This is a genomic window from Streptomyces sp. NPDC096310, from assembly GCF_044763125.1.
Lineage (GTDB): Bacteria > Actinomycetota > Actinomycetes > Streptomycetales > Streptomycetaceae > Streptomyces.
This window is the reverse complement of record NZ_JBIWFO010000001.1, coordinates 1,204,630-1,230,243: the sequence shown is the minus strand read 5'-3', so window position 1 is coordinate 1,230,243 and position 25,614 is coordinate 1,204,630. Positions and strand designations below refer to the sequence as shown.

At 71.4% G+C, this 25,614-nt stretch carries 24 protein-coding genes and 1 pseudogene; 14 read left to right on the top strand and 11 right to left on the bottom strand.

From position 1 onward, the window contains the following. Positions 1–175: 175 nt before the first annotated feature. Positions 176–2,227: a non-reducing end alpha-L-arabinofuranosidase family hydrolase gene (locus tag ACIQ7D_RS04895; protein WP_403933571.1), complete on the bottom strand. Its 2,052-nt coding sequence runs from the start codon at positions 2,225–2,227 to the stop codon at positions 176–178. Between the two features lie 395 nt (positions 2,228–2,622). Further along, positions 2,623–3,261 carry a TetR/AcrR family transcriptional regulator gene (locus ACIQ7D_RS04890; protein WP_403933569.1) on the bottom strand — a complete coding sequence of 213 codons (639 nt, stop codon included), beginning with the start codon at positions 3,259–3,261 and terminating at the stop codon, positions 2,623–2,625. Positions 3,262–3,379: 118 nt separating this feature from the next. On the opposite strand from ACIQ7D_RS04890, the gene ACIQ7D_RS04885 reads away from it, so the two are divergent. Continuing rightward, on the top strand, positions 3,380–4,210 hold the full coding sequence (locus ACIQ7D_RS04885; protein WP_403933567.1) for an SDR family oxidoreductase: 831 nt from the start codon (positions 3,380–3,382) through the stop codon (positions 4,208–4,210). 14 nt (positions 4,211–4,224) lie between these two features. On the opposite strand, the gene ACIQ7D_RS04880 is transcribed toward ACIQ7D_RS04885, so the two are convergent. Both ACIQ7D_RS04880 and ACIQ7D_RS04875 read right to left on the bottom strand, forming a co-directional pair. After that, the gene (locus ACIQ7D_RS04880) at positions 4,225–4,524 is read right to left on the bottom strand and encodes a helix-turn-helix domain-containing protein (RefSeq protein ID WP_403933566.1); all 300 of its coding nucleotides are present in this window, start codon (positions 4,522–4,524) and stop codon (positions 4,225–4,227) included. A gap of 404 nt (positions 4,525–4,928) precedes the next feature. Continuing rightward, a pseudogene (locus tag ACIQ7D_RS04875) lies at positions 4,929–5,060 on the bottom strand (AraC family transcriptional regulator); the annotation flags it as partial. Positions 5,061–5,315: 255 nt separating this feature from the next. Here ACIQ7D_RS04875 and ACIQ7D_RS04870 point away from each other — a divergent pair. Then, positions 5,316–6,614 carry an AI-2E family transporter gene (locus tag ACIQ7D_RS04870; RefSeq protein WP_403933564.1) on the top strand — a complete coding sequence of 433 codons (1,299 nt, stop codon included), beginning with the start codon at positions 5,316–5,318 and terminating at the stop codon, positions 6,612–6,614. On the opposite strand, the gene ACIQ7D_RS04865 is transcribed toward ACIQ7D_RS04870, so the two are convergent. The 4 genes from ACIQ7D_RS04865 to ACIQ7D_RS04850 form a co-directional block, all read right to left on the bottom strand. Then, complete coding sequence (locus tag ACIQ7D_RS04865) at positions 6,605–6,760, bottom strand: DUF6131 family protein (protein WP_403933562.1); 156 nt, start codon at positions 6,758–6,760, stop codon at positions 6,605–6,607. The genes ACIQ7D_RS04870 and ACIQ7D_RS04865 overlap by 10 nt on opposite strands. Before the next feature lie 113 nt (positions 6,761–6,873). Further along, positions 6,874–7,689 carry an ABC transporter permease gene (locus tag ACIQ7D_RS04860; RefSeq protein WP_403933560.1) on the bottom strand — a complete coding sequence of 272 codons (816 nt, stop codon included), beginning with the start codon at positions 7,687–7,689 and terminating at the stop codon, positions 6,874–6,876. Next, entirely contained in the window at positions 7,686–8,297 is a 612-nt protein-coding gene (locus ACIQ7D_RS04855; protein WP_403933824.1) for an ABC transporter ATP-binding protein, read from the bottom strand. Before ACIQ7D_RS04855 ends, ACIQ7D_RS04860 begins: the two co-directional genes overlap by 4 nt. Positions 8,298–8,517: 220 nt before the next feature. Next, a complete protein-coding gene (locus ACIQ7D_RS04850; RefSeq protein ID WP_403933559.1) occupies positions 8,518–8,967 on the bottom strand; it encodes a spore-associated protein in 450 nt (149 codons plus the stop codon). Positions 8,968–9,123: 156 nt separating this feature from the next. On the opposite strand from ACIQ7D_RS04850, the gene ACIQ7D_RS04845 reads away from it, so the two are divergent. The 4 genes from ACIQ7D_RS04845 to ACIQ7D_RS04830 all read left to right on the top strand — a co-directional run bounded on the left by ACIQ7D_RS04845 (position 9,124) and on the right by ACIQ7D_RS04830 (position 13,421). Further along, positions 9,124–9,843 carry a GntR family transcriptional regulator gene (locus tag ACIQ7D_RS04845; RefSeq protein WP_403933557.1) on the top strand — a complete coding sequence of 240 codons (720 nt, stop codon included), beginning with the start codon at positions 9,124–9,126 and terminating at the stop codon, positions 9,841–9,843. Further along, entirely contained in the window at positions 9,840–10,868 is a 1,029-nt protein-coding gene (locus tag ACIQ7D_RS04840) for an ADP-ribosylglycohydrolase family protein (protein ID WP_403933556.1), read from the top strand. Before ACIQ7D_RS04845 ends, ACIQ7D_RS04840 begins: the two co-directional genes overlap by 4 nt. A 124-nt stretch (positions 10,869–10,992) precedes the next feature. Beyond that, entirely contained in the window at positions 10,993–12,462 is a 1,470-nt protein-coding gene (locus ACIQ7D_RS04835; protein WP_403933554.1) for a purine-cytosine permease family protein, read from the top strand. Beyond that, the gene (locus ACIQ7D_RS04830) at positions 12,459–13,421 is read left to right on the top strand and encodes a PfkB family carbohydrate kinase (protein WP_403933552.1); all 963 of its coding nucleotides are present in this window, start codon (positions 12,459–12,461) and stop codon (positions 13,419–13,421) included. Before ACIQ7D_RS04835 ends, ACIQ7D_RS04830 begins: the two co-directional genes overlap by 4 nt. Positions 13,422–13,541: 120 nt before the next feature. Here ACIQ7D_RS04830 and ACIQ7D_RS04825 read toward each other — a convergent pair whose 3' ends face one another. Next, on the bottom strand, positions 13,542–14,537 hold the full coding sequence (locus ACIQ7D_RS04825; protein ID WP_403933550.1) for a phosphotransferase: 996 nt from the start codon (positions 14,535–14,537) through the stop codon (positions 13,542–13,544). Positions 14,538–14,778: 241 nt separating this feature from the next. Here ACIQ7D_RS04825 and ACIQ7D_RS04820 point away from each other — a divergent pair, with 241 nt between their 5' ends. From ACIQ7D_RS04820 to ACIQ7D_RS04810, 3 genes are read left to right on the top strand one after another with little or no spacing between them, the layout of a single operon-like run. Then, on the top strand, positions 14,779–14,988 hold the full coding sequence (locus tag ACIQ7D_RS04820; protein ID WP_403933548.1) for a ferredoxin: 210 nt from the start codon (positions 14,779–14,781) through the stop codon (positions 14,986–14,988). Then, positions 14,978–16,369 carry an NAD(P)/FAD-dependent oxidoreductase gene (locus ACIQ7D_RS04815; protein WP_403933547.1) on the top strand — a complete coding sequence of 464 codons (1,392 nt, stop codon included), beginning with the start codon at positions 14,978–14,980 and terminating at the stop codon, positions 16,367–16,369. The genes ACIQ7D_RS04820 and ACIQ7D_RS04815 overlap by 11 nt, the downstream gene beginning before the upstream one ends. A gap of 12 nt (positions 16,370–16,381) precedes the next feature. Further along, positions 16,382–17,605: a cytochrome P450 gene (locus tag ACIQ7D_RS04810; protein WP_403933545.1), complete on the top strand. Its 1,224-nt coding sequence runs from the start codon at positions 16,382–16,384 to the stop codon at positions 17,603–17,605. A gap of 39 nt (positions 17,606–17,644) precedes the next feature. On the opposite strand, the gene ACIQ7D_RS04805 is transcribed toward ACIQ7D_RS04810, so the two are convergent. Further along, entirely contained in the window at positions 17,645–18,931 is a 1,287-nt protein-coding gene (locus ACIQ7D_RS04805) for a Gfo/Idh/MocA family protein (RefSeq protein ID WP_403933544.1), read from the bottom strand. 72 nt (positions 18,932–19,003) lie between these two features. On the opposite strand from ACIQ7D_RS04805, the gene ACIQ7D_RS04800 reads away from it, so the two are divergent. The 5 genes from ACIQ7D_RS04800 to ACIQ7D_RS04780 all read left to right on the top strand — a co-directional run bounded on the left by ACIQ7D_RS04800 (position 19,004) and on the right by ACIQ7D_RS04780 (position 25,040). Beyond that, positions 19,004–20,188 carry an ROK family transcriptional regulator gene (locus ACIQ7D_RS04800; protein ID WP_403933542.1) on the top strand — a complete coding sequence of 395 codons (1,185 nt, stop codon included), beginning with the start codon at positions 19,004–19,006 and terminating at the stop codon, positions 20,186–20,188. A 181-nt stretch (positions 20,189–20,369) separates the two neighbouring features. After that, positions 20,370–21,635 carry an ABC transporter substrate-binding protein gene (locus ACIQ7D_RS04795; protein ID WP_403933541.1) on the top strand — a complete coding sequence of 422 codons (1,266 nt, stop codon included), beginning with the start codon at positions 20,370–20,372 and terminating at the stop codon, positions 21,633–21,635. A gap of 1 nt (position 21,636) precedes the next feature. After that, the gene (locus ACIQ7D_RS04790; protein ID WP_403933539.1) at positions 21,637–22,617 is read left to right on the top strand and encodes a carbohydrate ABC transporter permease; all 981 of its coding nucleotides are present in this window, start codon (positions 21,637–21,639) and stop codon (positions 22,615–22,617) included. Between the two features lie 118 nt (positions 22,618–22,735). Further along, positions 22,736–23,527 (top strand): carbohydrate ABC transporter permease, encoded by a 792-nt coding sequence (locus tag ACIQ7D_RS04785; protein WP_403933538.1) that lies wholly within the window; start codon positions 22,736–22,738, stop codon positions 23,525–23,527. A 100-nt stretch (positions 23,528–23,627) separates the two neighbouring features. Further along, entirely contained in the window at positions 23,628–25,040 is a 1,413-nt protein-coding gene (locus ACIQ7D_RS04780; RefSeq protein WP_403933536.1) for a DUF4832 domain-containing protein, read from the top strand. Between the two features lie 90 nt (positions 25,041–25,130). Here the strand turns inward: ACIQ7D_RS04780 and ACIQ7D_RS04775 are convergent, their stop codons facing one another. Continuing rightward, complete coding sequence (locus ACIQ7D_RS04775; protein WP_403933535.1) at positions 25,131–25,598, bottom strand: SRPBCC family protein; 468 nt, start codon at positions 25,596–25,598, stop codon at positions 25,131–25,133. Between the last annotated feature and the right edge of the window lie 16 nt (positions 25,599–25,614).

Here is a 25,614-nt window from a genome sequence, read left to right as displayed (position 1 = left end):
CAGCGCGGCCGGGTGGCGGCCGGCGGCGTGGGGCCCGTGGGTCGGGGGCCGCCGCTGGTGGGGGGTGGGTTGCTGCGACCCCGGGTATGGGAAGCCGCGGGCGGGGGGTTGGGCCGGGCCGGACCACCGCGGGGTCCGGCGGACCGGGAGCCCCCGCGGTGGTCCGGCCGGCCGGTCAGCAGGCCGAGTTGGTCTGGGTGAGCAGGCCGAGCCGCCACGGCAGTGTGTTGTAGTCACCGCTCGCGCCGGGGTTCATGCCCTGATACAGGTACTGCAGCTTGCAGGCGGGGATCGTCAGCGTCTGGTCGTAACCCGCCCGGATCATCTCGCCGTGGCTCACGTCCCTGGTCCAGGAACCGGCCGGGAAGGTGACGTTGTTCGCCCGGGCGAAGGGGTTGCCCTCCGAGGCGGCCAGCGCCGTCCACGAACCGCCGAGGCCGCTCGCGGTCCACGACCGGAAGTAGCGCCGCCCGTCCGACCCGATCGCCTCCACCAGCAGCAGATACTGGTTGCCGCCCTGCACCTTGTAGACGTTGGCGGCTTCGAACAGGGCGTACCGGTTCGCGTCCTGGGCCGCGATGACGGTGTTGGTGAACCCGTTCGGGAACTGGGAGACGGTGGTCTGCGAGCGGTACAGGTGTCCGTTGTCGTCGGACGAGAAGAGATAGCAGTTGGCGCTGTCGCAGATCACCCACATGTCGACCCAGTAGCCGTTGCCGATGTTCTGCCGGATGATGTCGGGCATCGAGGAGTAGAAGTTGCGGGGCGCGCTCCAGCCGTTCGGATTGCTGATGTCCGGGTTGGTGGAGAAGGACGCGTTCCCGGTCTGGTAGACGAGGTACCACAGCCCTTGCGGGGCGTAGTAGAACACCTGCGGCGCGGCCCGGTAACCGGTGCCGATCGCGCCGCGGTCCAGGTAGTGGTGGGTGGCCGAACCCGCCTGCGACCAGTCGCTGAAGCTCAGGTACACCAGGTTGTAGCCGGAGGCGCTCGCGGTGCTGGCGAACACGTGGTATTTGCCGTTGTAGTGCACGACCGACGGGTCCTTGATCCCGGCGATGTTGTGTGTCGAGTCCGGCTTCGGGGCGATCAGCGCACCGCTGGAGCTCCAGGAGAAACTGCCGGGCAGAGCCGCCGCGGTGGAGGCCGAGCGGGTGCTCGCGGTGCGTGCCGCCGTGACCGCGCTGCCGCCGAGGGCCGTCAGTGTCGCCTGGTAGGCCGCCTTCTTGTCGCCGTTACGGTCGAACAGCAGCGGGTTCTCCCCGCTGCGCCAGGAGTCGCTGTCGCGGATGCCCCACACGGTGATCCCGGTGCACCGTGAGACGTTCAGGCACGCCCGGACGGTGTTGGTGTACGCGGCCGTGGGCGCCTGGGCGATGTCGAGTTCGGTGATCTGTACGTCGACGCCGAGCGCGGCGAAGCTCGACAGCGTCGTCTGGAAGTTCGCCGGCGGGCCGCCGGTGCCGAAGTGCGCCTGGAACCCTACGCAGTCGATGGGTACGCCGCGCGCCTTGAAGTCGCGCACCATGCGGTACACGCCCTGGGTCTTGGCGTCGCTCCAGTTCTCGATGTTGTAGTCGTTGTAGCAGAGCTTGGCCGCCGGATCGGCCGTCCGCGCGGTGCGGAAGGCCTGCTCGACGAAACCGTCGCCGAGCAGGTTCTGGAACGCCGAGGGGCGGTGCTGTCCGCTGCCGCCGTCGGCGAAGGCCTCGTTGACCACGTCCCAGGTCTGCACCTTGCCCTTGTAGTGGTTCATCACGGTGGTGATGTGGTTGTCCATCACCCCGCGCAGTGTGTTCGCGTCCGTGAGGGAGCTGACCCAGCCCGGCAGCTGGGAGTGCCAGACCAGGGTGTGGCCCCGGACGCGCTGGCCGCGCGCCGAGGCGCGGTTGACGATCTGGTCGGCGGGGCCGAAGTCGAACGAGCCGCGGGACCGCTCGACGGTGTCCCACTTCATCTCGTTCTCGGGCGTGACGGAGTTGAACTCGCGGTCCAGGATCGCCGCGTACCTTCCGTCGCCCAGCTTGCCGGCGGCCACGGCGGTCCCGAAGTACCGTCCGGACTGGGCCGCCTGGGCACCCAGCGTGCTCGCCTGGACCGCTGCGGTCTCCGGGGCGGGCGCGGGCGCGGCGGCGGCGACCCCGGTCGCCAGGAGCGCTGCGGCGGTCAGCAGACCTGTCACGGTGTCGCGGCGCCGCCGGCCGCGGCGGCGCATGGGTGGGTTCATGGCTCTCCTCGTACGATCGGATGCGGATGCGGATGCGGATGCGGTGGTGCGGGTGCGGTTCTGGGGTTCTGGGGTTCTGGGGTTCTGCGAAGAGGGCGAACCCGTGGATATCGTCACGGAGAGGTTGTCGGTGACCGTCTTGGTGCGCAGGACATGGTGAAGGCGCGCCTCCTCGCGTACGAATGCGAAAGGTTTCGACAATCCGCCCGAACTACCGCTGGGTTCCAGGGGACTCCACAGGGACCATTCCGACCCGCACGATGCCGCTACGTACCGCAGAGCACGCCGGACCGGTCACAGTCCGAGAGATGTAAGTTCGAAATACCGAACATGGGCCAGCTCTTCGGACAACTTGGATGATAGAAGCCCCAGCGGAAGCGTCAATACTCCTCACGTCATTCGGAGTTGACGACGAAACCTTTCGATGCCGAGGAGAGGTCGGCGGCCGTCGTCGGCCGGTCGGCCCGCAGCCCCCGCATGATGACGTCGAACAGCCCGTCGGCCCGCCGGACGGAGAGGGAGTCGTCGCCGGCCAGCGTCTGGTACACCAGCGCACCGGTGAGAGCGTCGGCGACCGCGTCCAGGTCCGCGTCGACCCGCACCTGTCCGGCCTCGACTCCGGCCCACAGCCGCCGGACCAGCTCGTCGCGCTGCGGCCCGGTGAGCCGTTCGTAGAGGGCTTCGGCATCGTGCGGGTCCTCCGCGGCGGCCGCGGTGAGGGCCCGGATCAGCGCCGCGTTCCGCGCGTCGGCCATGAACGCCACCAGCCCGTGCAGCCAGGCCCTCAGGTCCCGGTGGATATCACCGGTGTCGGCCGGGGCGGGGGCGTGGGCGCCGTCCAGCACGGCTTCGGCCACGAGCGGCGCCTTGGAGGGCCAGCGCCGGTAGACGGTCTGCTTGCCCACCTCGGCCCGAGCGGCGACCCGGTCGATCGACAGCCGGGCGTAGCCGTTCTCGATCAGCAGATCCCGCGTGGCGTCGAGGATGGCCCGGTGGGCGGTCGTACTGCGCGGTCGGCCGCGCCCCTCTGTCATGGTCCCAGGGTAGGCAGCCGGCGCGACCCTGGGCGCCGCGGAGGGGTACGGTCTCTTTACGAGACGGATTGTTTCGTAATAGATGACGGTTCAGTCACAGGTGACGGGAAGGCAGCTCATGAACAGGGACGTAGTCGTCGTGATCGGTGTCGGCGGGATGGGGAGGGCGATCGCGCGCCGCCAGGGCGCGGGCAGGACCCTGCTGCTGGCCGATGTCGACCAGGCCGCCCTGGACTCGACCGCCGAGGCTCTGCGGGGTGACGGCTACGACGTCGCCACCCACCACGTCGATGTCTCCTCGCGCGCGTCGGTGGCCGGCCTCGCCGCCGCGGCGGCGGAGCGCGGGGCCGTCACCCAGGTCGTCCACACGGCCGGTCTCTCCCCCGCGCAGGCGCCCGCGCCGGCGGTGCTCCGGGTCGATCTGCTCGGAGTCGCCCTGGTCCTCGAAGAGTTCGGCCGGGTCGTCGCACCGGGCGGCGCGGGCGTCGTCATCGCCAGCATGGCCGGCCATCTGCCGGCCCCTCTCGACCCCCGGCAGGAGCGCGAGTTGGCCCACACCCCCGCCGAGGAGTTGCTGCGTCTGCCGTACGCGGGCGGGGAGACGGCCACCGACGCGGGCCGCGCCTACAGCCTCGCCAAGCGCGCCAACGTACTCCGCGTACAGGCCGCCGCTCCCGCCTGGGGTGAGCGCGGCGCCCGCGTCAACTCGATCAGTCCCGGTGTCATCGCCACCCCGATGGGCAGGCAGGAACTGGCCGGGGAGGCCGGGCGGCAGATGCGCGCCATGGTCGAGGCGTCCGCCACCGGACGGCTGGGTACGCCCGACGACATCGCCGACGCCACCGCCTTCCTGCTCGGCCCGGCCGCGACCTTCATCACCGGCACGGACCTCCTCGTCGACGGCGGCGCCGTCGCGGCCGTCCGCTCCGGCGCCTCAGGACGCCCCTGACAGGTGCTCCGGCGTCACGGGAGGTTGCTCGGCGGGAGGTGGAGGCCGGCGGCCCACGCGGTGGGGGCGAGGCCGGTCTGCCGCCGGAAGAAGGTGGTGAAGTTGGCCGTGTCGCGAAACCCGAGGCGGTGCGCGCATCTGCCGATCGGCAGACCGGCGTGGGCGAGCAGCCGTTTCGCTTCCAGCAGGGTGCGCTGGTCGAGGAAGGCCTTGGCACCGGTTCCGGCGCCGGCGCGAGTCGCGCGGGTGCGCGTGCGGGTGCGGGTGCGGGTCTCGTAGCCGAGCCCAGGGCGTACTCGCCGGCCTGGTGCCACCGGGTGAAGTGCTCCTCGCCCGCGGTGCGGTAGGCGTGGAGGACCTCGAACGACCGGCTCCCGGCCGCGTCGTGGTCCGCCGGTGCGCCGGCCTCCGGACGTACGCGCAGGACCAGTGCGGCCAGGAGGTGGGAGACCAGCGCGGGGGAGGCCAGACGCGGTGAGCGCACCGCCGCGCGGCGCTCCTGGTCCAGATGCTCGGCGGCCAGCACGGCCAGCGGAAGGACGTCGGGCGACAGACTCCAGCAGACGGGAGAGGTGACGCCCCCGGTGTCGAGACCGGGGGCGGACAGAAAGCCCGGCTGGAAGAGGGCCAGGGGCCCGTCGAGACGATCGACGTCGCTCCATCGATGCACCACACCGGGCCTGATCCACACGATGCCGCCCGGGTGCAACGCGTAGTGCCGGAAGTCCGCTTCATGGGCGCCGGCGCCCTCGGTGATCAGGGCGAGGACGTGGAAGTCGGGGCGCTGCGGTCGGGCGCGCCGTCTGTCGGTATCCGTCTTCCGCAGCGCGGCGAAACTGAGGACCTCCACGCCGCAGCCGCTGAACGAGCGGCTGATGGATTTCCTGGAGCGGTCCGAGGAGCACCCGCGATGACCTCGGCCCGGACGCCATGGGACTGGCACAGGGCGCCCGCTGCCATGTCCTGGTCCGCCCGCTGATCTACCCGGGCCCCGGTTTCGCGTCGCGGCCCCCGCCGGCCCCGGGGATCCGCCTGTGGGGGTGACTTCGGGCGCACCCGGTCGCGGGAGCTGGGCCGGTGTGCCGCCGTCTGGTACCAGCAAGGAATGCCCAGGCGATCGCACCCTCAGCCCGACCTTCCGGATCCAGGCCACCCGCGCGAGGGGTGGCGGCGCCGGATCCGTGCCGCCCGGCGCCGCGTGCCGCGCCGTACCGGCGGACCCGCCGCCCGGCGGATCGGCGCGCGGCGCGCGGCTGCCGTCCCGGCGGACGGGCCACGTGTCTCCCCCGTACTACGCAAGAGCGCCGCCTACGCGTGGCGGATCCTCCTCGTTGCGGGCCTCGTGTACGGCGTACTCATCGTTCTGGGACGGTTCCACGACCTCGTGGTCGCGGTCTTCCTCGGGCTGGTCGGCGCCGCGATGCTGCGCCCGGTGGCGGATCTCCTGGACCGGGTGATGCCCCGGCCGCTCGCCGTCGCGGTGGCGCTCCTCGGCAGCATCGTCCTGCTTCTCGGCGTGCTGTCGCTGATCGGCGAGGTGGTGGCCGGGGAGATGGCCGGTCTTGAACGGCAGTTCGGGGAGGGCATCTCCCGGATCGGGCGCTGGCTCGAAAAGCCGCCGTTCCGGCTGAGCCCCACGGCGCTGACCGATCTCCGTAACCGGGCGGGGCACTTCCTGTCCAGCCATCGGTCGGCCCTGCTCAGCACGGCGCTCACCGGTGTGGGCCGACTGATCGAGATCCTGACGGTGTTCGCTCTGGCGGTCTTCTGCTCCGTCTTCTTCATCCACTCGGGCGAACGCCAGTGGCGCTGGTTCTGCGACCAGCTCCCGGCCGGAGTGCGCGGGCGGGTGGAGATCACGGGCCGTGCGGCCTGGACGACGTTCGTCGGATACACCCACGGCATCGTCCTGGTGGCCGCGACCAACGCCGTACTCGTCGGACTCGCCCTGCTCGCGCTGGGGGTGCCGCTGGCGTTCCCCCTGGCGTTGCTGGAGTTCTTCGCCGCCTTCGTGCCCCTGATCGGGTCACCGATCGCCCTGGGGATCGCGGCGGTGGTCGCGCTGGCGTTGAAGGGCCCGGTCGTGGCGGCCGTCGTGATCGCGCTCATCGTGATCATCGGCCAGATCGAGGGCCATCTGCTCCAGCCGCTGGTGATGAGCTGGGCCGTCCGTCTGCATCCGGTCGTGGTCGCGCTCTCGGTGATCGGGGGCGCGATCACCGCCGGTGTGGTGGGGGCCGTGGTGGCGGTGCCGCTGGTCTCCGTGGTCTGGGCGGTCCACCAGGCCCTGCGCCGGGACCGGACCCCTGAGCGCGGTGCCGGTCCCGGTACGGGTGCCACGCGTGCGCGGACGCACTGGACCCCGGAAGGACGGAAACGGGGAGGACGGGAACGTCACCAGTAGTGGCGCCTGCCACCCACCGCGTGCCCCACAGCGCCCAGTACCCAGAGGATCGCGCCGATCACGACCAGGATGATCCCGATGGTCCACAGGACGGAGATGCTGGTGAGGAATCCGACCACAAGCAGAATGATGCCGATGAGGATCACCGTGTGCTCCCAACGCCGGTACTTTTTCTCTCATTCTGCGCGCGCCCCGCTCCCGCCGCGACTCCAGGACACGTCCCTGCGGGCCGCCCGTCAGATGAAGAATCGTTCGGCGGTCAGTCCGCGCCGTCGGTCCGGTCGGTCCGCCCGCCGGTCGCTCGGCGGCCGGTGAGAGCGTTACGGGTGCGGTGCTGGAAGGCGGCGAGGCCGACGAGTGCGGCGGCCAGGAACCAGAGCATCTGGATACCGAGGTAGCCGGTCAGTGCGGTGGTGGAGAACCCGGCGGCGCTGGCGGTCTGCATGGCGCCGTAGGAGGGCAGGAATCTCACCACAAGGCTGTCGGAGCCGGAGCTGGCGATGGGGTTCTGAAGGGCCAGGTCGATGACGGAGATCATGACGATGGCGAACATGCCCTCGACCTCTTTCCGCAGCAGCGAGCCGAGTGTCACACCGATGGCGCCGTAGGTCATGGCGGCGCAGAAGAGGGCGGCGGCGAGCAGGGCCGGCTGGCGGGGCGACCACAGGAGCTGGGTGAGTGCGGTGGCGTACGCGGCGACGGCCGCCGAGGCCAGGGCGAGCGAGGTGATCTTGGCGAGGAGAAGATGGGTGCGGGGGTAGCCGGCCAGCGCCAGACGGCGGTCGAACGTACCGCCGGAGAAGGCGGAGGCGAACATCATGAAGCCGACGATGAGCGTGACGGCGTTGAGGGCGCCGGTGATCTCGGTCAGCTCGTTGCCGCGCGGGGTCAGGACGTCCCCGGTGGCGCGCAGCTCGAACCGGATCCTCCGGTCGGGGATCGACACGTAGGCCAGTGCGGTCCACAGCGGGATGAAGCCGACGACGAGGACCATCGCGAAGCGGTTGCGCAGATGCTCGGTGAGCGCGTACCGGGTGGCCGTGACGAACAGCCGCCCATGGCGGTGCCCCTTCATCCGGCCGGCACCTCCGGTACGGGATGGAGCAGGCCGCCCTCCAGGCGCCACAGCTCGTCCAGCCGCTCGGTGTCGTACGCGAGGTGGGAGACGACCAGGACGGAGCGGCCCCGGCGGCGCAGCGCGGCGGCCAGGTCCCAGAAGCGCTGGTATGTCTCCCAGTCGAAGCCCTGGTAGGGCTCGTCGAGCAGCAGCACCTGGGGGTCGTGCATCAGGGCCAGGGCGAGGTTGAGTTTCTGGCGGGTGCCGCCGCTGAGCGTTCCGGCGCGGTGGTGTTCGTACGCGCGGAAACGCAACTGGTCCATGACCTCCTCGGCGCGGCGCAGATCGGGGAGGTCGTAGGCGGCCTGGAAGAACTCCAGGTGCTGGCGGACGGTGAGCGCGTCGTTGAGGACGGCGGCCTGGGGGCAGTAGCCGAATCTGCCGTGGTGGCGGACGGTGCCGTGGTCGGCCCGCAGCTCACCGGAGAGGATCTTCAGCAAGGTGGTCTTGCCCGACCCGTTCTCGCCGACGATGCCGGCCAGCACCCCCTCGCGCAGGTTCAGGTCCACCCCGCGCAGGACCGGGCGTCGACGACGGTAGGAGTGGTGTACGCCGCTGACCTCCACCCCGCCCCCTTCCGCACCGATGTCACTACCGACGGGCCGGATGCTCAACAGCCCGCCGTGCGGTGAGGACACGGCTTCGGCGGGGCCCGGCGCGGAAATACACCCGAGAGGTGTCACGCCCGCGCCGCCGCCCCCTTTGTGTTCGGTTCGAGGGGGCGGCGGCGCGGGCGCTCACCACTGACGGCTCACGGCCGGGTGAGAGGCCGAGCGAGGGACCGGATCAGCGGACTCCGGTGACCCGGTGCTCCTTCAGCGCGGAACAGTTGGAGTTCTCCACCGACACGTACACGTTGTCGATGCTGCCGCCCCAGCTCACGCAGTGGCCCTTGCCGTCGACGAAGGCCGGCCCCGCGTACGACGTGAAGTTCCCGTCGTCGCCGGCCCACTCCTCGGTGTCGGGGACGTAGACGTACGCGGACATGTAGGTGGCCGTGCCCGGGTTGGTACGGATGGTCGCGACGCAGTTCTTGCCGTTCGAGGAGTTGTACGTCAGATAGACGGTGCCCAGGGAGCCGACGGCCGCCGAGTTCACGGTCTTGTAGGCGCTGCCGCAGACGGCCTGCGGGGTGGTGTTGGGTGCGGCGGAGGCGGTGGCACTGAGCGCGGTCGTGGCCCCTGCCGCCAGTGCGGTCAAGGCTCCGGCGGTGGCGATGCTGCGGATGAGTCGCATACTTCCCCCTCGTGTCCCGTGGGAGCGGATTGCTCCCACGTGATGTGACCCACGATCGGTACGGATGGTTGTACCGGTCCTGGAGGGGCGGCCGCCGTACGCAAAGATTCGGTCACGGTCATGGACCTGGAGGGAGGACGCGCGTACGTTCCAGACATGCCTGGACAGGTTCAGAAGCATCATCGGATCGCCCGCGTTCTCGCCGACGAGATCCGCTCCGGCGTGCACTCGGACGGCGTCAGACTGCCCGGGGAGCACGCCCTCACCGAGCGGTTCGGTGTCAGCCGCACCACGTTGCGGCAGGCCTTGCAGGTCCTCGGCGAGCAGGGGCTGATCTCCACCCACGCCGGAATCGGCTCGTTCGTCACCTTCGACGGTACGCCCCTGGACAACCGCCTCGGCTGGGCGCAGGCACTCGCCGAGCAGGGGATCGAGCTGCCCGTCGAGGTGCTGCGCTTCGAGGAGGTGACCGACCGGGAACTGGCCGCGGAGCTGGGCCTGGAGTCGGACGCGTTCATCGCCCTCGACCGGGTCAGGCGTCTGCCCGACGGCAGGGGGGTCTCGCTCGAACGCAGCCGGGTCCCCGCCGTCGGGGAACTGGCCGGTTTCCCGCTGCGCGGCCTCGGCGGCGGCTCCCTGAGTACGGCGCTCGTCGCCGCGGGCCGGGTCACCGACTCCGGCGAGGGCCTGGTGTCGGTCCGGGGGCTCGACGCGGCGGAGGCCGCCCTGCTGAACCGCTCCCCCGGTGAATCGTTCCTCCACCTGGCCCAGGTCTACCGGGCCGCCGACGGCTCGGTCGTCGAGCAGGTCACCAGCCTGCTCGACCCGGTCCGGTTCCAACTGCACGTCCGCTCGGGCCGAGGAGGCCACTCGTGAACCACCAGCTCGACCGCGCCCTGGGCGCCTACTACGGACTCGCCCTCGGTGACGCGCTGGGCATGCCCACCCAGGTCATGTCCCGGGAGGATGTCGTACGGGTCTACGGAACCGTCACCGGCTTCGAACCCGCCCTGCCCGACAACCCCGTCAGCGCGGGCATGCCCGCCGGATCGGTCACCGACGACACCGACCAGGCGGTCATCGTCGGCAGGCTCATCGACGAGGGGAACGGCAGGATCGATCCGCTCCGTCTCGCCCAGGAACTCCTCGCCTGGGAGAAGGAGATGAAGGCCAAAGGGTCCTCCGACCTCCTGGGCCCCTCCACCAAGGCCGCGCTGGACGCCGTCGCCCGGGGCGTACCGGCCGCGGAGGCCGGCCGGTACGGCTCCACCAACGGCGCCGCGATGCGCGTCACCCCGGTCGGCATCGCCTTCCCGGCCGAGCCGCGGGCCGACTTCCTCGACCGTGTCGTGGAGTCCTGCCAGGTCACCCATGACACCACGGTGGGCATCGCGGGGGCGGCGGCCGTCGCCGCCGCCGTGAGCACCGGGGTCGGCGGTGGCACGCTGGACCAGGCCGTCGCCGCCGCCGTCACCGCGGCGCGGGCCGGTGCCCGGCGCGGGCACTGGATCGCGGGGGCGGACATCGCGGCCCGCATCGAGTGGGCGTGGCACCTGGTGGAGGGGCTGCCGCAGACCGAGGCCCTGGACCGGATCTGCGCACTTGTCGGCACGAGCGTCGCCAGCCAGGAATCGGTGCCCGCGGCGTTCGCCGTGCTCGCGGTGGCCGGCGGGGACCCGTGGCGCAGCGCGCTGCTCGCCGCCGGCCTGGGCGGCGACAGCGACACCATCGGCGCCATCGCCGGGGCGGTCGCGGGCTCGGTCGCCGGGCTCTCGGGCCTGCCCGCCGACGCCGTACGGACGCTCCGTACCGTCAACGCGCTCGATCTGGAGCCGCTGGCCGAACGCCTCCTCGCCCTTCGTCGCTCCGCCCCCGCGGCCCCGTCCTCGCCGGCCTCCTGAACCGGTCGCGCCGGCCCGCCCGTACCCGCCTCGCGGGCCGGTGTCCGGGCATCCGTCACTCGCCTCCGCACCTGTACCCGCACCTGCCCCACACGTCTCTTCGCACCACGCAAGGAAGTCCGTGATGACCGTTTCGAGAACCAACGACGTTGTCGGTTCCGTGGAAACCCGAGGGATCGAACCGGTCCCGGATGGAGAACGACACGGCCACGCAGGTCAGATGTTCTGGACCTGGTTCGCCGCCAACATCAGCATCCTCGGGCTTCCGCTCGGTGCCACGCTCGTCGCCTTCCGGGGACTGAACATCTGGCAGGCCGCGCTGGTCGCCCTGCTCGGCTCGTTCGGCTCCTTCGCCCTGGTCGGCGCGTTGAGCCTCGCGGGCAAGAAGGGCGGAGCGCCCGCCCTCACCCTTTCCCGCGCGGTCTTCGGGCAGCGGGGCAACGCCGGCCCGACCCTGATCAGTTGGCTCAGCAGGATCGGCTGGGAGACGATCACGACGACCACCGCGGCGTACGCCCTGCTGGCGCTGCTGGCCACCGCGTTCGGCGTCGGCCGGAACACCGTGCTCACCCTGGTCTGTCTGCTGGTCTTCATCGTCTGCACGCTGCTGATCAGCGGTCTCGGGCACGCCACCATCATGTGGATCAACAAGTGGGCGACCGTCGTCTTCGGGATCCTCAATCTGATCGTGATGGGATTCCTGGTCGCGACCGTCGACTGGACCAAGGTGCTCGACGCATCGGCCGGACCGGCCAGCGCGGTGGTGGCGGGCATCGGCTTCATCGCCGCGGGCACCGGTATCGGCTGGGCGAACGCGGGCGCCGACTACGCGCGCTACCTGCCGCGCCAGATCCCGGGGCGGCGGCTGGTCGTGGCCTCCGCGTTCGGCGCGGGCATCCCGCTCGTGCTGCTGATCTCGCTCGGCTCGCTGCTCTCCGCCGGTGAGCCGGCGCTCGCCACCGCCTCCGACCCCGTCGCGGCGATCAACGCCATGCTGCCGTCCTGGATGGCCGTCCCGTATCTCGTCGCGGCCTTCGGCGGACTGCTGATGTCGAACCACCTCTCCACCTACTCCGCCGGTCTGACCATGATCACGCTGGGGCTGCGGGTGCCGCGCCCGGTGGCCGTCGCCATCGACGTCGTGCTGATGTTCGCCGGCGGCATGTACTTCATGCTGATCGCGAAGGACTTCTACGGGCCCTTCACCACCTTCCTGACTCTGCTGGCCGTGCCCATCTCGGCATGGATCGGAGTGGTCGCGGTGGACTCCCTGCGCGGCCGCGACTACGACGCGGCGGCGCTGATGGACACCGCGCGCGGCAGCCGGTACTGGTACACGGGCGGCTTCCATCTGCCGGCCGTCATCGGCTGGGCGGTGGCCATCGTGGCCGGTCTGCTGTTCACCGAGGCGGGGACGAGCGAGAAGGACCTGTGGTTCTCCGGCCCCCTCGCCGGCACCTGGCTCGGGGTGAACGGTCTGGGCTGGGCCATCTCGATGGCCGTCGGCGCCGGTGCGTACGCGCTCCTCGGCCGCCTCGGCCGCACCCCGGACGGCGTCCCGGCCGCCTCCGCCCTGACCGAGGCCGGCCGGTGAGCCGCCGTCTGGTCCTCGCCGGCAATGTCATCGCGGACCTGGTCATCGAGGTCCCCGCACTGCCCGAACGCGGCGCGGACGTCATCGGCTCCCGGGCCCGGCTGACGGCGGGCGGCGGCTTCAACACCCTCGCGGCCGCCCGGCGTCTGGGTACGGAAGCGGTCTTCGCCGGGCTCCACGGCACCGGCCCGTACGGTGACCTCGTCCGCGAGGCGCTCGCCGCCGAGGGCATCAGCGCCCTCCTGCCGGTCCGTGCCGACGGGGACACCGGCTTCACCGTCGCCCTGATCGACGACGGCGGGGAACGTACCTTCATCACGAGTTTCGGTGTCGAGGGGCACCTCACGGAGGCGGACACCGCGTCCGTCGCCGCCCGGCTGCGCCCGGGGGACCTGGTGCAGCTCTCCGGATACGGTCTGGCGATCGCGGGCAGCGGCCGGCTGCTGTCCGGGTTCACGGCAGCCCTGGGCCCGGACGTCACGGTCGGTCTCGACCCGGCGCCGCTGGTCGCGGACATTCCCGACGCGGTCCTGGCACCGGTACTGGAGCGTACGGACTGGCTGAGCGCCAATGCCCGCGAGGCCCGGCTGATGTCCGGCCACGGCGACCCGGAGACGGCCGCGACGGCGCTGCGGGAACGGCTGGCACCGGGCGCGGGGGTGATCGTACGGGCCGACAAGGACGGCTGCTGGCTGGCCGCCCCCGGCGAGCCCGCCCTGCATGTACCGGGCTTCCCGGTCCGGCCGGTCGACAGCAACGGAGCGGGCGATGCCCATGTGGGCTCGTTCCTGGCCCTGCTGGCCCAGGGCAAGGACCCCCTGACCGCCGCGCGGGGCGCCAACGCGGCGGCGGCCTACGCGGTGGGCCGCCGCGGCCCCGCCACCGCACCGGACCGCGCCCAACTGGCCGCGTTCCTGGGCGAGGACCCGCTGGCGGAAGCGCTGTTCGCCACCGCCTGACACCTCTCAGGAGGGTGAACACCCCCTCCCCGAGACCCGCTCACCCTGCGGACGGGCCGGTGTGGTCCGCCCTGGCGTGGACCACACCTGCCACGTCCCCGGCGTTGCCGCCTCGGCCACTCAGCGCGGACCCGGCAGGAGCGCCAGCGCCTCCTTCGCGTTGTGTTCCGCGATGCCCCGCATCGCCGCCCGGTCGGGAAAGTCACCGTCGAGGAGGCGCAGCGGACCGGCCACCAGCGAGAGGCGCATCGCGAGCATGTAGAGGTCGAGGCGCCGCGGATCGAGACCCGGCCTGGCCAGTGCGGTGTAGCGTTCACCGAAGCGGAGCCGGAGGAAGACGTGCTCCCACTCGACGTCGAAGTACATCAGGCCCTCGATGTCGATCAGGACGGGTTGCCCGTCGGCATCGATCAGGACATGGTCGGGGCCGAGTTCTCCGTGGATCAGTCCGTACTCCGTGCGCGGGTCCACCCGGCCGGCGAGTTCCCGCAGCCGGTCGCGCAGGGCTTCGCCGGCGCTCGCGAACCTGCCGTCGCGTCCCGCCGCCTCCTCGACGTCGCGCAGGGCGCCGTCGAGGACCCGCCGCTCGCACGAGACCTCCGGGGCCGAGCCGCCCCATTGCAGGAGGTCCACCCTGCCGTAGCAGTGGGCCCGGTGGCGGTGCATCGCCGCAAGCGTCCCGGCGAGGACGTCCAGGGCTCGCGCCGCGCGCGGGGGATCGGTCTCGAAGAGCGCTTCGAGCGTGCCACCGGGGATGTCCTCGACCACCGCGATGTCCGCCGGACGGCGGCTCCGGCTGTCGTCCGCCAGGAACACCCGGGGAACCCGCGCCCCGAGGCCTTCCAGGCTCCGGCGCGCCGTCAGGAACGGTGTCAGCCCGGAGGCGGGCGCGAACGGGTCGGTCGGGTCGGCTTCTCCCCCGCCGGGCCAGAAGTTCTCCGCTTCGGACCATCTGTAGACGATCACACTGGCCGGGCCGGTACCTTCCAGGCGGACCCGGTAGACCCCTTTCTTGCTGCCTCCCCGCAACCGGTCCACCGCGACGACACGGCTTCCCGTTCCCAGTGCGTCCCGCACGAGCTCCGACAGGTCTTCGATGTCCGCGAATCGCCGCATCCGCAGAACCTACTGTGTGTCGCCGCGGCCGGCATCCTTCCTGCCGGGCCCCGCAGTTGAGACCGGACCGGCCGAGCCTTACGCGCCGTGTACCTCTCGTGTCGGCCCCCACCCGCTCCACGCGGCCGGCGGCGGTCGCCCCGTACGGTCCTGGCTCCCCCTTGGCCCACCACCGCTCGCGCCTCCTGCCCGCAGGCCGTATGACGGAGACTGCGGGCGACGCGCGGAGGAGTGGACCTGGATGCAGATCGTTGTCGACCTCAATCGCTGCCAGGGGTACGCGCAGTGCGCGTTCCTCGCACCCGAGGTGTTCGAGCTGCACGGCGAGGAGGCCCTGATGTTCACGCCCGCCGTCCCCGACGGCCAGCGGGAGCACGTACACCGGGCGGCGGCGGCCTGCCCGGTGCAGGCCATCCTCGTCGGTGAGCGGGCGGGCCCCGGTGAGGGGTGAACCGCGGCCGGGCCGGATCGTCATCGTCGGGGCGTCGCTGGCCGGTCTGCGGGCCGCCGAGACGCTGCGCGACGAGGGCTTCACCGGGTCGCTGACGCTGGTCGGGGAGGAGACGCGGCCCCCGTACGACCGGCCGCCGCTCTCCAAGCAGGTGCTGCTCGGGCGGACGGACGCGGGCGATGTCGGACTGCCGGCCCGCCGTGAGGTGGACGCCCGCTGGAAGCTCGGGGTGCGGGCCGAAGCGGTCGACTCCGCCGAGAAGCGGGTGATCCTCGCGGACGGCGAACGCCTGCCGTACGACCGGCTGCTGATCGCCACCGGAACCCGCGCCCGTCCCTGGCCGAACCCCGCGGAGGCCCGCCTCGACGGCGTACTGACGCTCCGTACGGGCGAGGACGCGGCGGCGCTCGCGGCCCGGCTCGACGCGGGGCCGCGCCGGGTCCTGGTGATCGGCGCCGGGTTCACCGGCTCCGAGATCGCGTCGGCCTGCCGGGAGCGCGGCCTGGAGGTGACGGTCGCCGAGCGCGGGCCCTCGCCGCTGGTCGGCGCGCTGGGCGGAACGCTCGGCGCGTTCGCCGCCCGGACGCAGCGGGCGCACGGCGTCGATCTGCGCTGCGATGTGACGGTCACCGCACTGAAAGGCGGCAACGGGCGGCTGACGGGCGCCGAGTTCTCCGACGGCGGCCGGATCGACGCCGATGTCGCCGTGGTCGCGCTGGGCGCCGTCCGTAACACCGAATGGCTCGCCGGATCGGGGCTGGCCGCCGGGGAGCGGGGCGTGGCGTGCGACGCCGGGTGCCGTGCGTTCAACATGTACGGGATCGTCACGGACGACGTGTTCGTCGCCGGTGACGTGGCCCGCTTCCCGCACCCGCTGTTCGAATACCAGATGCTCGCCCTGGAACACTGGGGCAACGCGGTCGCCCAGGCCGAGGTCGCGGCCCACAACATGGTCAGTACGGGTCCGGAGAGGCGCCCTCATCTGGCGGTGCCCGCCTTCTGGTCCAGTCAGTTCGGCCTCAACATCAAGTCCGTCGGCGTGCCGACCTTCTCCGACCATGTGGTCATCGCACAGGGGTCGCTGCGGGAGGGCCGGCTCGTCGCGGTCTACGGCTACCGGGGGCGGGTCACCGCTGCGGTGAGTGTGAACCGGGCCAAGTGGCTGGAGCACTACCAGCACCTCATCGAGACGGCGGCCCCCTTCCCGCCCGGACGCGGCGCCGCCGACCGGCCCGAGTCGGCCGCGCCCCTCCCCTCCGACGTGCCGGACCCCCGGATGCTGTCGCACGGGCCGACCGTGGCGCTCACCGGGCATCTGCCGGACCGGCGTCTGACCCTGGTCCGTGACGAACCGCCCGCCGCCGTCGCCCACCGTCCCTGAGGAGCCCCGCCCATGCCTCCGGACACCCTTTTCGAGCGCATCACGGACTACGCGAACCGCGCCGACCCCTATCCGCTGTACGCGGAACTCCGCGAGAACGGGGTGGCGCGCCAGGCCAACGGCAGCTATCTGGTGGGTACGTACCACGACATCGCCGCGCTGCTCCACGATCCGCGGGTCAGCTCGGACAGCCGTAACCGCGCCGACCCGGACACGGTCCCGCTGCTCAGGAGGGGCACGCAGCCGGCGGCCTTCATCGGTCTCGACGACCCCGAGCACGACCGGCTCCGCCGTATCGCGATGCGGCCTTTCGGGCCGCCCCACTCCCCGGGCCGGATCAACGCCCTGAGCGGCGAGATCGCCCGGATCGCCGAGGAGCTGGCCGGGGAGTTCCGGGGCAGGGAACGGATCGACGTGGTCGAGGACTTCGCCTACCCGCTCCCCGTCACGGTGATCTGCCGGCTGCTGGGGGTGCCGCACGAGGACGTCCCCCGGATCCGCGGCTGGACGAACGAGGTCATCGCCAGTCTCGACCTGAAGCCCGGCAAGGAGGAGGAGGCCCGCCGCGACGCGGGTCTGCAGGCCCGGCAGGCGATGGGGGCGTATCTCGGGGACCTGGCCGACAAGCGCCGCGACGACCCGTCGGACGACCTGCTCTCCGCGCTCGTCCACGACTCGGGGCCGGACGGGCGTCTCACCAGGGGTGAGCTGATGGCGACCGCGACGCTGCTGCTCATCGCCGGGCACGAGACGACGGTCAACCTCATCACCAACGGGGCGCTCACTCTCCTGCGCGACCCCGGCACCTGCCGGCGGCTGCGCGAGAACCCCGAGCTGATGCCCGGGGCCGTCGAGGAACTGCTGCGGTACGAGCCCCCTGTGCACCTGCTTCCGCAGCGCACCCCGCGCACCGATGTCGAGGTCTCGGACGTCACCGTCCCCAAGGGCGCCCCGCTGATCCTCGTCCTCGCCGCCGGCAACCGGGATCCGCGCCGGTTCGACCGGCCGGACCGCTTCGACCCGGCCCGTGCGGACAACCAGCACTTCGGCTTCGGCGGCGGGGTCCACAACTGCTTCGGGGCGCCGCTCGCCCGTCTGGAGACCCGACTCGCCCTGCACACGCTCCTCCCGAGGCTGCGGGACTTCCACCTGGCCGAGGACCCGCCGCCGTACCGCCGCAGCCCCGTCCTGCGCGGGCCCCGGCATCTGCGGATCGAGCGCGCCCCGGGGGCGTGACGGGCGGGCCCGAGCGGGCGGACGTCCCACCGAGCCTTGTCAGGCCGTCGTCAGCGGTGCGACGTCGTCCAGCCGGACGACCGTGCCCGCGACCCTGGCGCGTTCGGCGGCCCACACCACCCGGTGGGTGGCCAGACTCTCGGCCGCGTCGGAGCGCAGGGTCGAGGCGTCGCCGGTGGAGACGGCGGTGAGGAAGGCTTCGGTGAGGGCCTCGTCGCCCCCGCCGTGGCCGTCCTCGGCGGAGGGTCCCGCCGCGGCGCCCGCCTCCGTGTCCGCGTCGACGGTGCGCTCCTCGCCGGTACGGAAATCGACCACCCGCAGGGTGTGCCCGTCCCCGTCGACGAAGCCGTGCGTCCCCAGCAGCCGGGTGCGGCGGTGCTCCATGGGAGTGAAGGCGCTCATGGTGAAGGAGCAGGTGGCGCCGGAGGGGAACTCCATGTTGACGACCTGGTGGTCGACCACGTCGTTGTCACAGGCGTAGACGCACCGGCCGTACGGGCCCGTGCGGAGCGCGTCGAGCACCGCCGCCTCGGTGTGTTCCTCGGTGACCGCCGACAGCGGCCAGAACTCGTCGTCCGGGTTGCCGAGGCAGCCGAGGTAGAGCCGCTTCGCCGAGTACGGGCAGGAGGGCTCCAGCGGGCAGTCCAGGCATCGTTCGGCCGCGCCCTCCGGCCGGTCCTCGGCGCGGAAGTGGGTCAGCCCGCCGAAGGAGGCGACCCGGTCGGGCAGTTCGCCGAAGAGATGGATCAGCCAGTCGATGTCGTGGCAGGACTTGGTCAGCAGCATGGGGGCCGAGGTGTCCTGGCGCCGCCAGTTCCCGCGGACGAAGGAGTGGGCGTGGTGCCACCAGCCGACCGGCTCCAGATGCTGGACGCTGACCAGCCTGCCGATGGCGCCGGTCTCCAGCAGCCCGCGCAGGGTCCGGGTGTACGGGGTGTAGCGCAGCACATGGCAGACGGCCAGCAGCACCTTGTTGCGCTCGGTGGCCTCGGCGATCGCGACGGCGTCCGCCTCGGTGGTGGCCATCGGCTTTTCGAGCAGGATGTGGTAGCCGAGGTCGGCCAGTCGGACCGTGGGGTCGGTGTGCAACTGGTCCTGGGTGGCGACGATCGCGGCGTCGGCCACCCGGGGGTGGCGCGCCAGCTCCGTCCAGTCCGGGTACACCCGCTCGGCCGGCACCCCGAATTCGGCCGCGGCGGCCGCTCTGCGGTACGGGTCCGGTTCGGCCACGGCGGTCACACGGCCCAGGCCGGACGCCACCGCGTGGCGGGCGTAGGTCTGCCCGCGCAGACCGGAACCGACGAGGGCTAGAGTCACCGCAGACATGGGGTCCCCTTCACGAGTTACGCAGGAGTCCCTTATTATTGGTGGTTTCGAGGTTGACCTCAAGGGTGTGTCATGACCGAAAATCCGGGCGGGGGAGATCTCTCCCAGCTCCGCAGGCTCAACGCGCTGGCCGCGATCGGGGCCCTGCGCGGCGAACCGGCCCTCACTCTCACCGAACTCGCCGGGCGTACCGGCCTGTCGCGCGCGTCCACCGAGGATGTGGTCCGGGAGCTGCTGGAGCGCGGCTGGGTGGTGGAGGCCGCGCCGACGGCGGGCGCGGTGGGGCGCCCCGCGCGCCGCTACCGTTTCCGCGCGGACGCGGGCCGGGTGCTCGGCGTCGACATCGGGGGCCACAAGGTGCTGGCCCTGGTGGCGGATCTGGACGGCGAGGTCCAGCACAGCGCCCGGGTCTCCGTCACCCTGTCGATGGGGCGCACCGAACGGCTGGCCGCCGTGGACCGGGCCGTCCGCGCGGCGCTGACCGGGTCGGGCACGGACGCCACCGGGGTGTGGGTCACCGGGGTCGCCACGACGGGGCTGGTCGACGGGACGGGCCGGGTGATGCTGTCGGAGGCGCTGCCCGAGTGGACGGGGCTGGATGTCGCGGCCCATGTCGGCGGGCTGGTGGCCGGGCCGATCCTGGTGGAGAACGACAGCAAGCTCGCGGCGCTGGCGGAGTCCTGGCGCGGGGTGGCCCGGCACGCCAGGGACGTGGTGTTCCTGCTCGCGGGGTTGCGTACGGGCACCGGCCTGATCATCGACGGGAAGCTCCACCGGGGGTTCGGGAACGCGGCGGGCGAGATCGGGGCGCTGCCCGCGGCCGGCTGGACACGGGCGCCGGACCATCTGCGGTCCTGGCCGGGCGGTTCCTCCCGCGCCGGCGGCCAGGGCGATCCGCACGCGGCCGCGGAGGACGTCTTCGGGGCGGCCCGTGACGGCGACCGCAAGGCCCAGGCGGCCGTACGGCGCTACGTCCGCGACATCGCCGTGGGCGCCTCCGCCCTCGTGCTCACCCTCGATCCCGAACTGGTGGTGATCGGGGGCGGGTTCTCCCGGTCGGCCGACCTCATCGTCGAACCGCTGCGGCGCGAACTGGACCGCTGGTGCATCCGTACGCCCGAGGTCAGGGTGTCCGGTTTCGGTGACGAGGGGGTCGCCCTGGGAGCGCTGCGGCTCGCGCTGGACCATGTGGAACGGGGGCTGCGCGCATCGGGGGAGATCGCCCCGCCCGAGAGCTTTCTGCCGGGCCGCCGCTGACCGCGTGCGAGGCTCTCCGAGGCGCGGAGGTGTCCGTTCCCGTAACACGCCCAGGTCTTGACTTACTTTCCTTGGTCTCCATGATTAGTACAACTTCGCGGCCCTGGTGATGCGTTGCGCTGTCCCGGGGGCGGCCGTTGGGCGTGGCGCCGGGTGCGCCTCGTACATGAGGAGGTCCGGTATGAGGAAGTCGGCGCGCTTCTGTGCGGCTGTGCTGGGGGTGGTGCTGGTGGCCTCCGCCTGTTCGAGCGGCGGGGCCTCCGGCGGCGGGGGCGGTGACGGGTCGGTACGGCTCTCCTACGCGATCTGGGACAACAACCAGAAGAAGGTGCTGGAGGAGCTGGGGCGGGAGTTCACCGAGGAGCACCCGGGGGTGACGGTCCAGGTACAGCTCACCCCCTGGCCCGACTACTGGAACAAGCTCAAGACGGCGGTCACCGGCGGTTCCGCGCCCGATGTCTTCTGGATGAACGGCCCCCAGTTCCCGCTGTACGCGTCCAACGGGGTGATCCGCCCGCTGGACGAGGAGTTCGCCGGGGACGGGGTGGATCTCGCCGCCTACCCCGAACCCCTGAGGGAGCTGTACACCTACGAGGGGAAGCTCTACGGGCTTCCCAAGGACATGGACACGGTCGGCGTCTGGTACAACAAGGAGCTCTTCGACGCCCGGGGGGTCGAGCATCCCTCCGACGACTGGACCTGGAGCGACTTCAAGAACGCGGCGGCCAGGCTGACCGATCCCGGGAAAGGTGTGTACGGCACGGCCGCGGCGCTGACCAGTTTCCAGGAGTACCAGTACAACACCATTGCCCAGGCGGGCGGTTACGTCGTCTCCCCCGACGGCAGGAAGTCCGGCTACGACGATCCGAGGACGATCGAAGGGCTGCGCTTCTGGACCGATCTGATCGAGAGGAAACAGTCGCCCGATCTGAAGACCATGACCGACACGGCCCCCATCCAACTGTTCGAGGCGGGCAAGACAGCCATGTACTGGGGCGGTTCCTGGAACGCGGGCGAGTTCTCCGCGAACGAGTACACCAAGGACAGGGTCGACGCGGCGCCGCTGCCCAGGGGCGCCAAGCGCGCCGGCATCATCCACGGGGTGGCCAACGTCGTCTCGGCCGGCACCGCGCATCCCCGGGAGGCGACGGAGTTCGTCGAGTTCCTCGGCTCGGAGAAGGCTGCGCTCGCCATCGGCCGCAGCGGTCCGCTCCCGGCGCGCGAGGGCACCCAGGAGGCCTGGGTGAAGGCGCATCCGCAGTTCACGCTCACGACCTTCCTGGACGCCGTCAACTACGCGGTGCCCTTCCCCGTGTCGAAGAACACCGCCGCCTGGAACCAGGCCGAACTCACCTATCTCGCCCAGGCGTGGGCCGGCGAGCGGCCGGTCGGCGAAGCGTCCACCGCGCTCGCAGCGGCGATGGACGACCTGCTCGCCGAGGAGTGAGATGACGATCACCAGCGGACCGGAGGCCCGGAGCGGGAAAGCCTCCCCGGCACCCCGGTCCCAGTCCCCCGGCAGACGGCGCGCACGCCGGGACCGTACGGTCGAGGCCCTGTGGGGGTACGCGTTCATCGCGCCCGCCGGTCTGGGGCTCGCGGTCTTCTATCTGTGGCCCGTCGTGCAGACCGGCTACTTCTCGTTCACCAAGTGGGGGGCTTTCGGTGGGCACACCTGGACCGGCCTCGGCAACTACCACCGTCTCCTGAACGACCCGGAGTTCGGACAGGCACTGGTCAACACGGTGCTGTACACCGTGCTGGGGCTGGTCGCGATCCCGCTCTCCATCGTCTTCGCCGCGCTCCTCAACCGGGAGGGGCTGCGCGGTACGGGAATCTACCGCACCCTGTTCTTCCTGCCCGTCGTCACCATGCCGGTGGCCATCGCCATGGTCTGGCGGTGGCTGTACAACGGCGACTACGGGCTGATCAACCATGTGCTGTCGCTGGTCGGGATCGACGGGCCCAACTGGGTCGCCGACCCCGACACCGCGCTGTTCGCGCTGGTCGTGGTGGGTGCCTGGAGCAGCCTCGGCTACAACTTGATCATTTTCCTGGCGGGGATGCAGGCGATCCCCAAGGAGTACTACGACGCCGCCGCCATCGACGGCGCGGGCCCGGTGCGGCAGTTCTTCAGGATCACGGTCCCGCTGATCTCCCCCACCGCGTTCTTCGTCTCGGTCATCTCGGTGATCGGCTCCCTGCAACTCTTCGACCTGGTGTACGTGTTGGTGGGCTCGGGCCAGACCGCGCGGGCGAACCCGGCCTTCCCCCGGCTGGAGACGGTCGTCCAGCTCTTCTACGACCGGGCCTTCGTGACCAACGACCGGGGCTACGCCGCGGCGATCGTGATCGTGCTGCTGATGCTCATCGTCGCCCTGACCGCACTTCAGTTCAGGCTCCAGAAGAGGTGGGTGCACTATGGCTGATCCCCATGCCCAGGCTGATCCCCGTCCACAGGCTGATCCCCGTCCACAGGCCGGTCCGTCCCGTCTCGGGGCCCGGCCGCGGAAGCGGTCGACGTCCCGGTCGCGGTCCCATGCCGGGGTGCACGCCGTGCTGATCCCCGCCTCCCTGGTGATGGTCGCGCCCTTCCTCTGGCAGATCGTCACCTCCCTGAAGTCCCTCTCCAGCGCCACCCGGGTCCCGCCGTCGCTCCTGCCCGAGGGGCGCTGGGAGAACTACGGGCGGATGTTCGACCTGCTGCCGTTCGGCGACCAGTTCCTCAACACCGCACTGATGGCGGCGGGCCGTACGGCCGGACAGATCCTGCTCTGCCCGCTGGCCGCGTACGCGTTCGCGCGGCTCCGCTTCCCGGGGCGCGGGGTGCTGTTCGGGCTCTTCCTGTCCGTACTGATGGTGCCGCCGCAGCTCTTCATCCTCCCGCAGTACGAGATCATGGCGTCCCTCGGCTGGCTCAACACCCTCCAGGCCATCGTCGTACCGGGGATGTTCAGCGCGTTCGGTGTGTTTCTGCTGCGGCAGTTCTTCCTCGGTCTGCCCCCGGAACTGGAGGAGGCGGCACGCCTCGACGGCGCCGGACCGCTGCGGATCTACTGGTCCGTGATGCTGCCGCTGGCCCGTCCCGGGGTGATCGCCCTGTCCGTACTCGCGCTGCTCTGGTCGTGGAACGATCTGTTCTGGCCCCTGGTGGTCAACACCGACCCGGAGAAAATGACGCTCTCGGCGGGACTCACCTCCTTGCAGGGGCAGTTCCAGACCGACTACCCGGTGCTGATGGCGGGCTCCCTGCTCGCCTCACTGCCCATGATCGCCGTCTTCGTGCTGCTCCAGCGCCAGTTCATCCAGGGGATCGCGCACACCGGCGTCAAGGGCTGACCGCCGCCCGACTCCCCCGCCCCCGCCCCCGCCACCCCCCATGCTCCCGGCCGCCCGACCGGCCGGGCCCTCCACCGGACTCCAGGACAGGAATCACGCGATGAAAAGACCCCTCCTCCGACCGTCGCTCGCCAGGAGCCTCACCGCGATGGGGCTGCTCAGCGCGCTGCTCGTCGGCGCCTCCCCCGTCTCCGCCCAGGCCGCCCTGGCGGACGGGGAGAGCTCCGCGAGCGCCGCCTCGGTGACGTATCCCCAGACCACCGACACGTTCGCCAACCCCGAGCGCGGCTTCTACCACCACACCGACAGCTGCGACAAGAACGACTTCAGCGCGGCCACGCTGCAGAGCTACCGCACCAACGAGGGCATATCCCTCGTGATGTGCGTCTTCTATCTGGCCGAGTTCAAGAACAGCGCCATCAGCCAGAGCGCGCTGGACCGGCTCCAGCGGCAGTTCGCCACCGTACGGAGCGCCGGGCTCAAGACGATCGTCCGGTTCGCCTACACCGAGTCCACCGACGGCGCCGACGCGCCCAAGGACCGCGTCCTCGCCCATCTGGACCAGTTGGCGCCGTACCTCGGCGCGAACAGCGATGTGATCTACGTCGTGCAGGCCGGCTTCGTCGGCGCCTGGGGAGAGGGCTACTACACCAAGAACTTCGGTGACGCGGGCCAGGTGACCACCGCCGACTGGGCCAACCGCAAGGCCGTCGTCGACAAGACGCTCGGCGCACTGCCGTCGAACCGCATGGTGCAACTGCGCACGCCCAAGTACAAGCGGACGATGTACGGCACCACCCCGCTGCCGGCCGGCCAGGCGTACAACGGCTCGTCGCTCGCCCGGCTCGGCCACCACAACGACTGCTTCCTCGCCAGCGCCGACGACTACGGCACCTACGAGAACCCCGCCGTCGAATACCCTTACCTGGCGGCCGAGACCTCCTATCTCGCGATGGGCGGCGAGACCTGTGGAGTCAACACACCTCGGACGAGCTGTCCCACCACGCTCTCCGAGCTGAAGATGTTCCACTGGTCGTATCTCAACACCGACTACGAACCCAACGTCATCAGCGGCTGGCGAAGCGGCGGCTGCCTGCCCGAGATCACCCGGAACCTGGGCTACCGCTTCGCCCTGCAGAACGGCACCTTCCCGAGCACGGCGACCAAGGGCGGATCCCTGCCGGTGAGCTTCACCGTCAAGAACGACGGGTTCGCCGCGCCGTTCAATCCGCGCGGTCTCGAACTGGTCCTGCGCAACACCTCGACATCCCAGGTGTACCGGCTCCCGATGAGCGGTGACCCGCGGAGCTGGGCGGCCGGCACCACCACCACGGTCGACAGGACCGTGACCCTGCCCGCCAACCTGCCGGCGGGCAGCTACAGCCTGCTGCTCAACCTCCCCGACCCCCAGTTGTCGCAGCGGCCCGAGTACTCCATCAGGCTTGCCAACCAGGGCACATGGGAGGCGTCCACCGGCTACAACAACCTGCTGCACACGCTCACCGTGAGCTGATCCCCGGCGCAGCCCAAGGCCGAGGCCGTCACCGGACGGCCTCGGCTGTTCGTCACCGGTCGCCTTCGCCGGTACCACGGGAGCGGGACGTCAGCCGGAGCCTTCGACGTACGACGCGAGATGGGCCAGCGAGGAGGCGATGCCTGCCTCGTGCGCCCCCTGGTCGATGCCGGGCGGCACATCCGTGGCGGTGACGGTCACCTCGGTCCCGTCACCGGCGGGGGCGAGGTGCCAGGTCATCGTCATGGTGCCCGCGTACGCCGGGTCGTCGGCCTCGAACACCGCCCGCTGCACCACACGCTCCGACGGCACCAGATCGGCGAACCCGACGTCGACGACATCCGTCGCATCCGAGGTCTTGCCCGGGCCGCCGGTGGGATCGAGATAGGTGAGCACCATCCGGAACCCGCCCCCGGGCGACGGGTCCCACCGCTCGATCCGCCCGCGCATCCCGTCCGGCGGCAACCAGACCTCCACGGACGCCCGGTCGAGGAGAGCGCCGTAGACGGCCTCCGGAGGCGCCGCGATCACCCGTCGGACACGGTCGGTCCTGTCCATGGCCCGAGTCTAGGGC

Bases quoted from the DNA above. Each gene is read 5' to 3' on its own strand.
- ACIQ7D_RS04895 (WP_403933571.1), bottom strand. From the start codon at position 2,227: ATGAACCCACCCATGCGCCGCCGCGGCCGGCGGCGCCGCGACACCGTG.
- ACIQ7D_RS04850 (WP_403933559.1), bottom strand. From the start codon at position 8,967: ATGCGACTCATCCGCAGCATCGCCACCGCCGGAGCCTTGACCGCACTG.
- ACIQ7D_RS04820 (WP_403933548.1), top strand. From the start codon at position 14,779: ATGCAGATCGTTGTCGACCTCAATCGCTGCCAGGGGTACGCGCAGTGC.
- ACIQ7D_RS04835 (WP_403933554.1), top strand. From the start codon at position 10,993: ATGACCGTTTCGAGAACCAACGACGTTGTCGGTTCCGTGGAAACCCGA.
- ACIQ7D_RS04790 (WP_403933539.1), top strand. From the start codon at position 21,637: ATGACGATCACCAGCGGACCGGAGGCCCGGAGCGGGAAAGCCTCCCCG.
- ACIQ7D_RS04810 (WP_403933545.1), top strand. From the start codon at position 16,382: ATGCCTCCGGACACCCTTTTCGAGCGCATCACGGACTACGCGAACCGC.
- ACIQ7D_RS04805 (WP_403933544.1), bottom strand. From the start codon at position 18,931: ATGTCTGCGGTGACTCTAGCCCTCGTCGGTTCCGGTCTGCGCGGGCAG.
- ACIQ7D_RS04795 (WP_403933541.1), top strand. From the start codon at position 20,370: ATGAGGAAGTCGGCGCGCTTCTGTGCGGCTGTGCTGGGGGTGGTGCTG.
- ACIQ7D_RS04780 (WP_403933536.1), top strand. From the start codon at position 23,628: ATGAAAAGACCCCTCCTCCGACCGTCGCTCGCCAGGAGCCTCACCGCG.
- ACIQ7D_RS04800 (WP_403933542.1), top strand. From the start codon at position 19,004: ATGACCGAAAATCCGGGCGGGGGAGATCTCTCCCAGCTCCGCAGGCTC.
- ACIQ7D_RS04870 (WP_403933564.1), top strand. From the start codon at position 5,316: ATGCCCAGGCGATCGCACCCTCAGCCCGACCTTCCGGATCCAGGCCAC.
- ACIQ7D_RS04860 (WP_403933560.1), bottom strand. From the start codon at position 7,689: ATGAAGGGGCACCGCCATGGGCGGCTGTTCGTCACGGCCACCCGGTAC.
- ACIQ7D_RS04890 (WP_403933569.1), bottom strand. From the start codon at position 3,261: ATGACAGAGGGGCGCGGCCGACCGCGCAGTACGACCGCCCACCGGGCC.
- ACIQ7D_RS04885 (WP_403933567.1), top strand. From the start codon at position 3,380: ATGAACAGGGACGTAGTCGTCGTGATCGGTGTCGGCGGGATGGGGAGG.
- ACIQ7D_RS04825 (WP_403933550.1), bottom strand. From the start codon at position 14,537: ATGCGGCGATTCGCGGACATCGAAGACCTGTCGGAGCTCGTGCGGGAC.
- ACIQ7D_RS04845 (WP_403933557.1), top strand. From the start codon at position 9,124: ATGCCTGGACAGGTTCAGAAGCATCATCGGATCGCCCGCGTTCTCGCC.
- ACIQ7D_RS04775 (WP_403933535.1), bottom strand. From the start codon at position 25,598: ATGGACAGGACCGACCGTGTCCGACGGGTGATCGCGGCGCCTCCGGAG.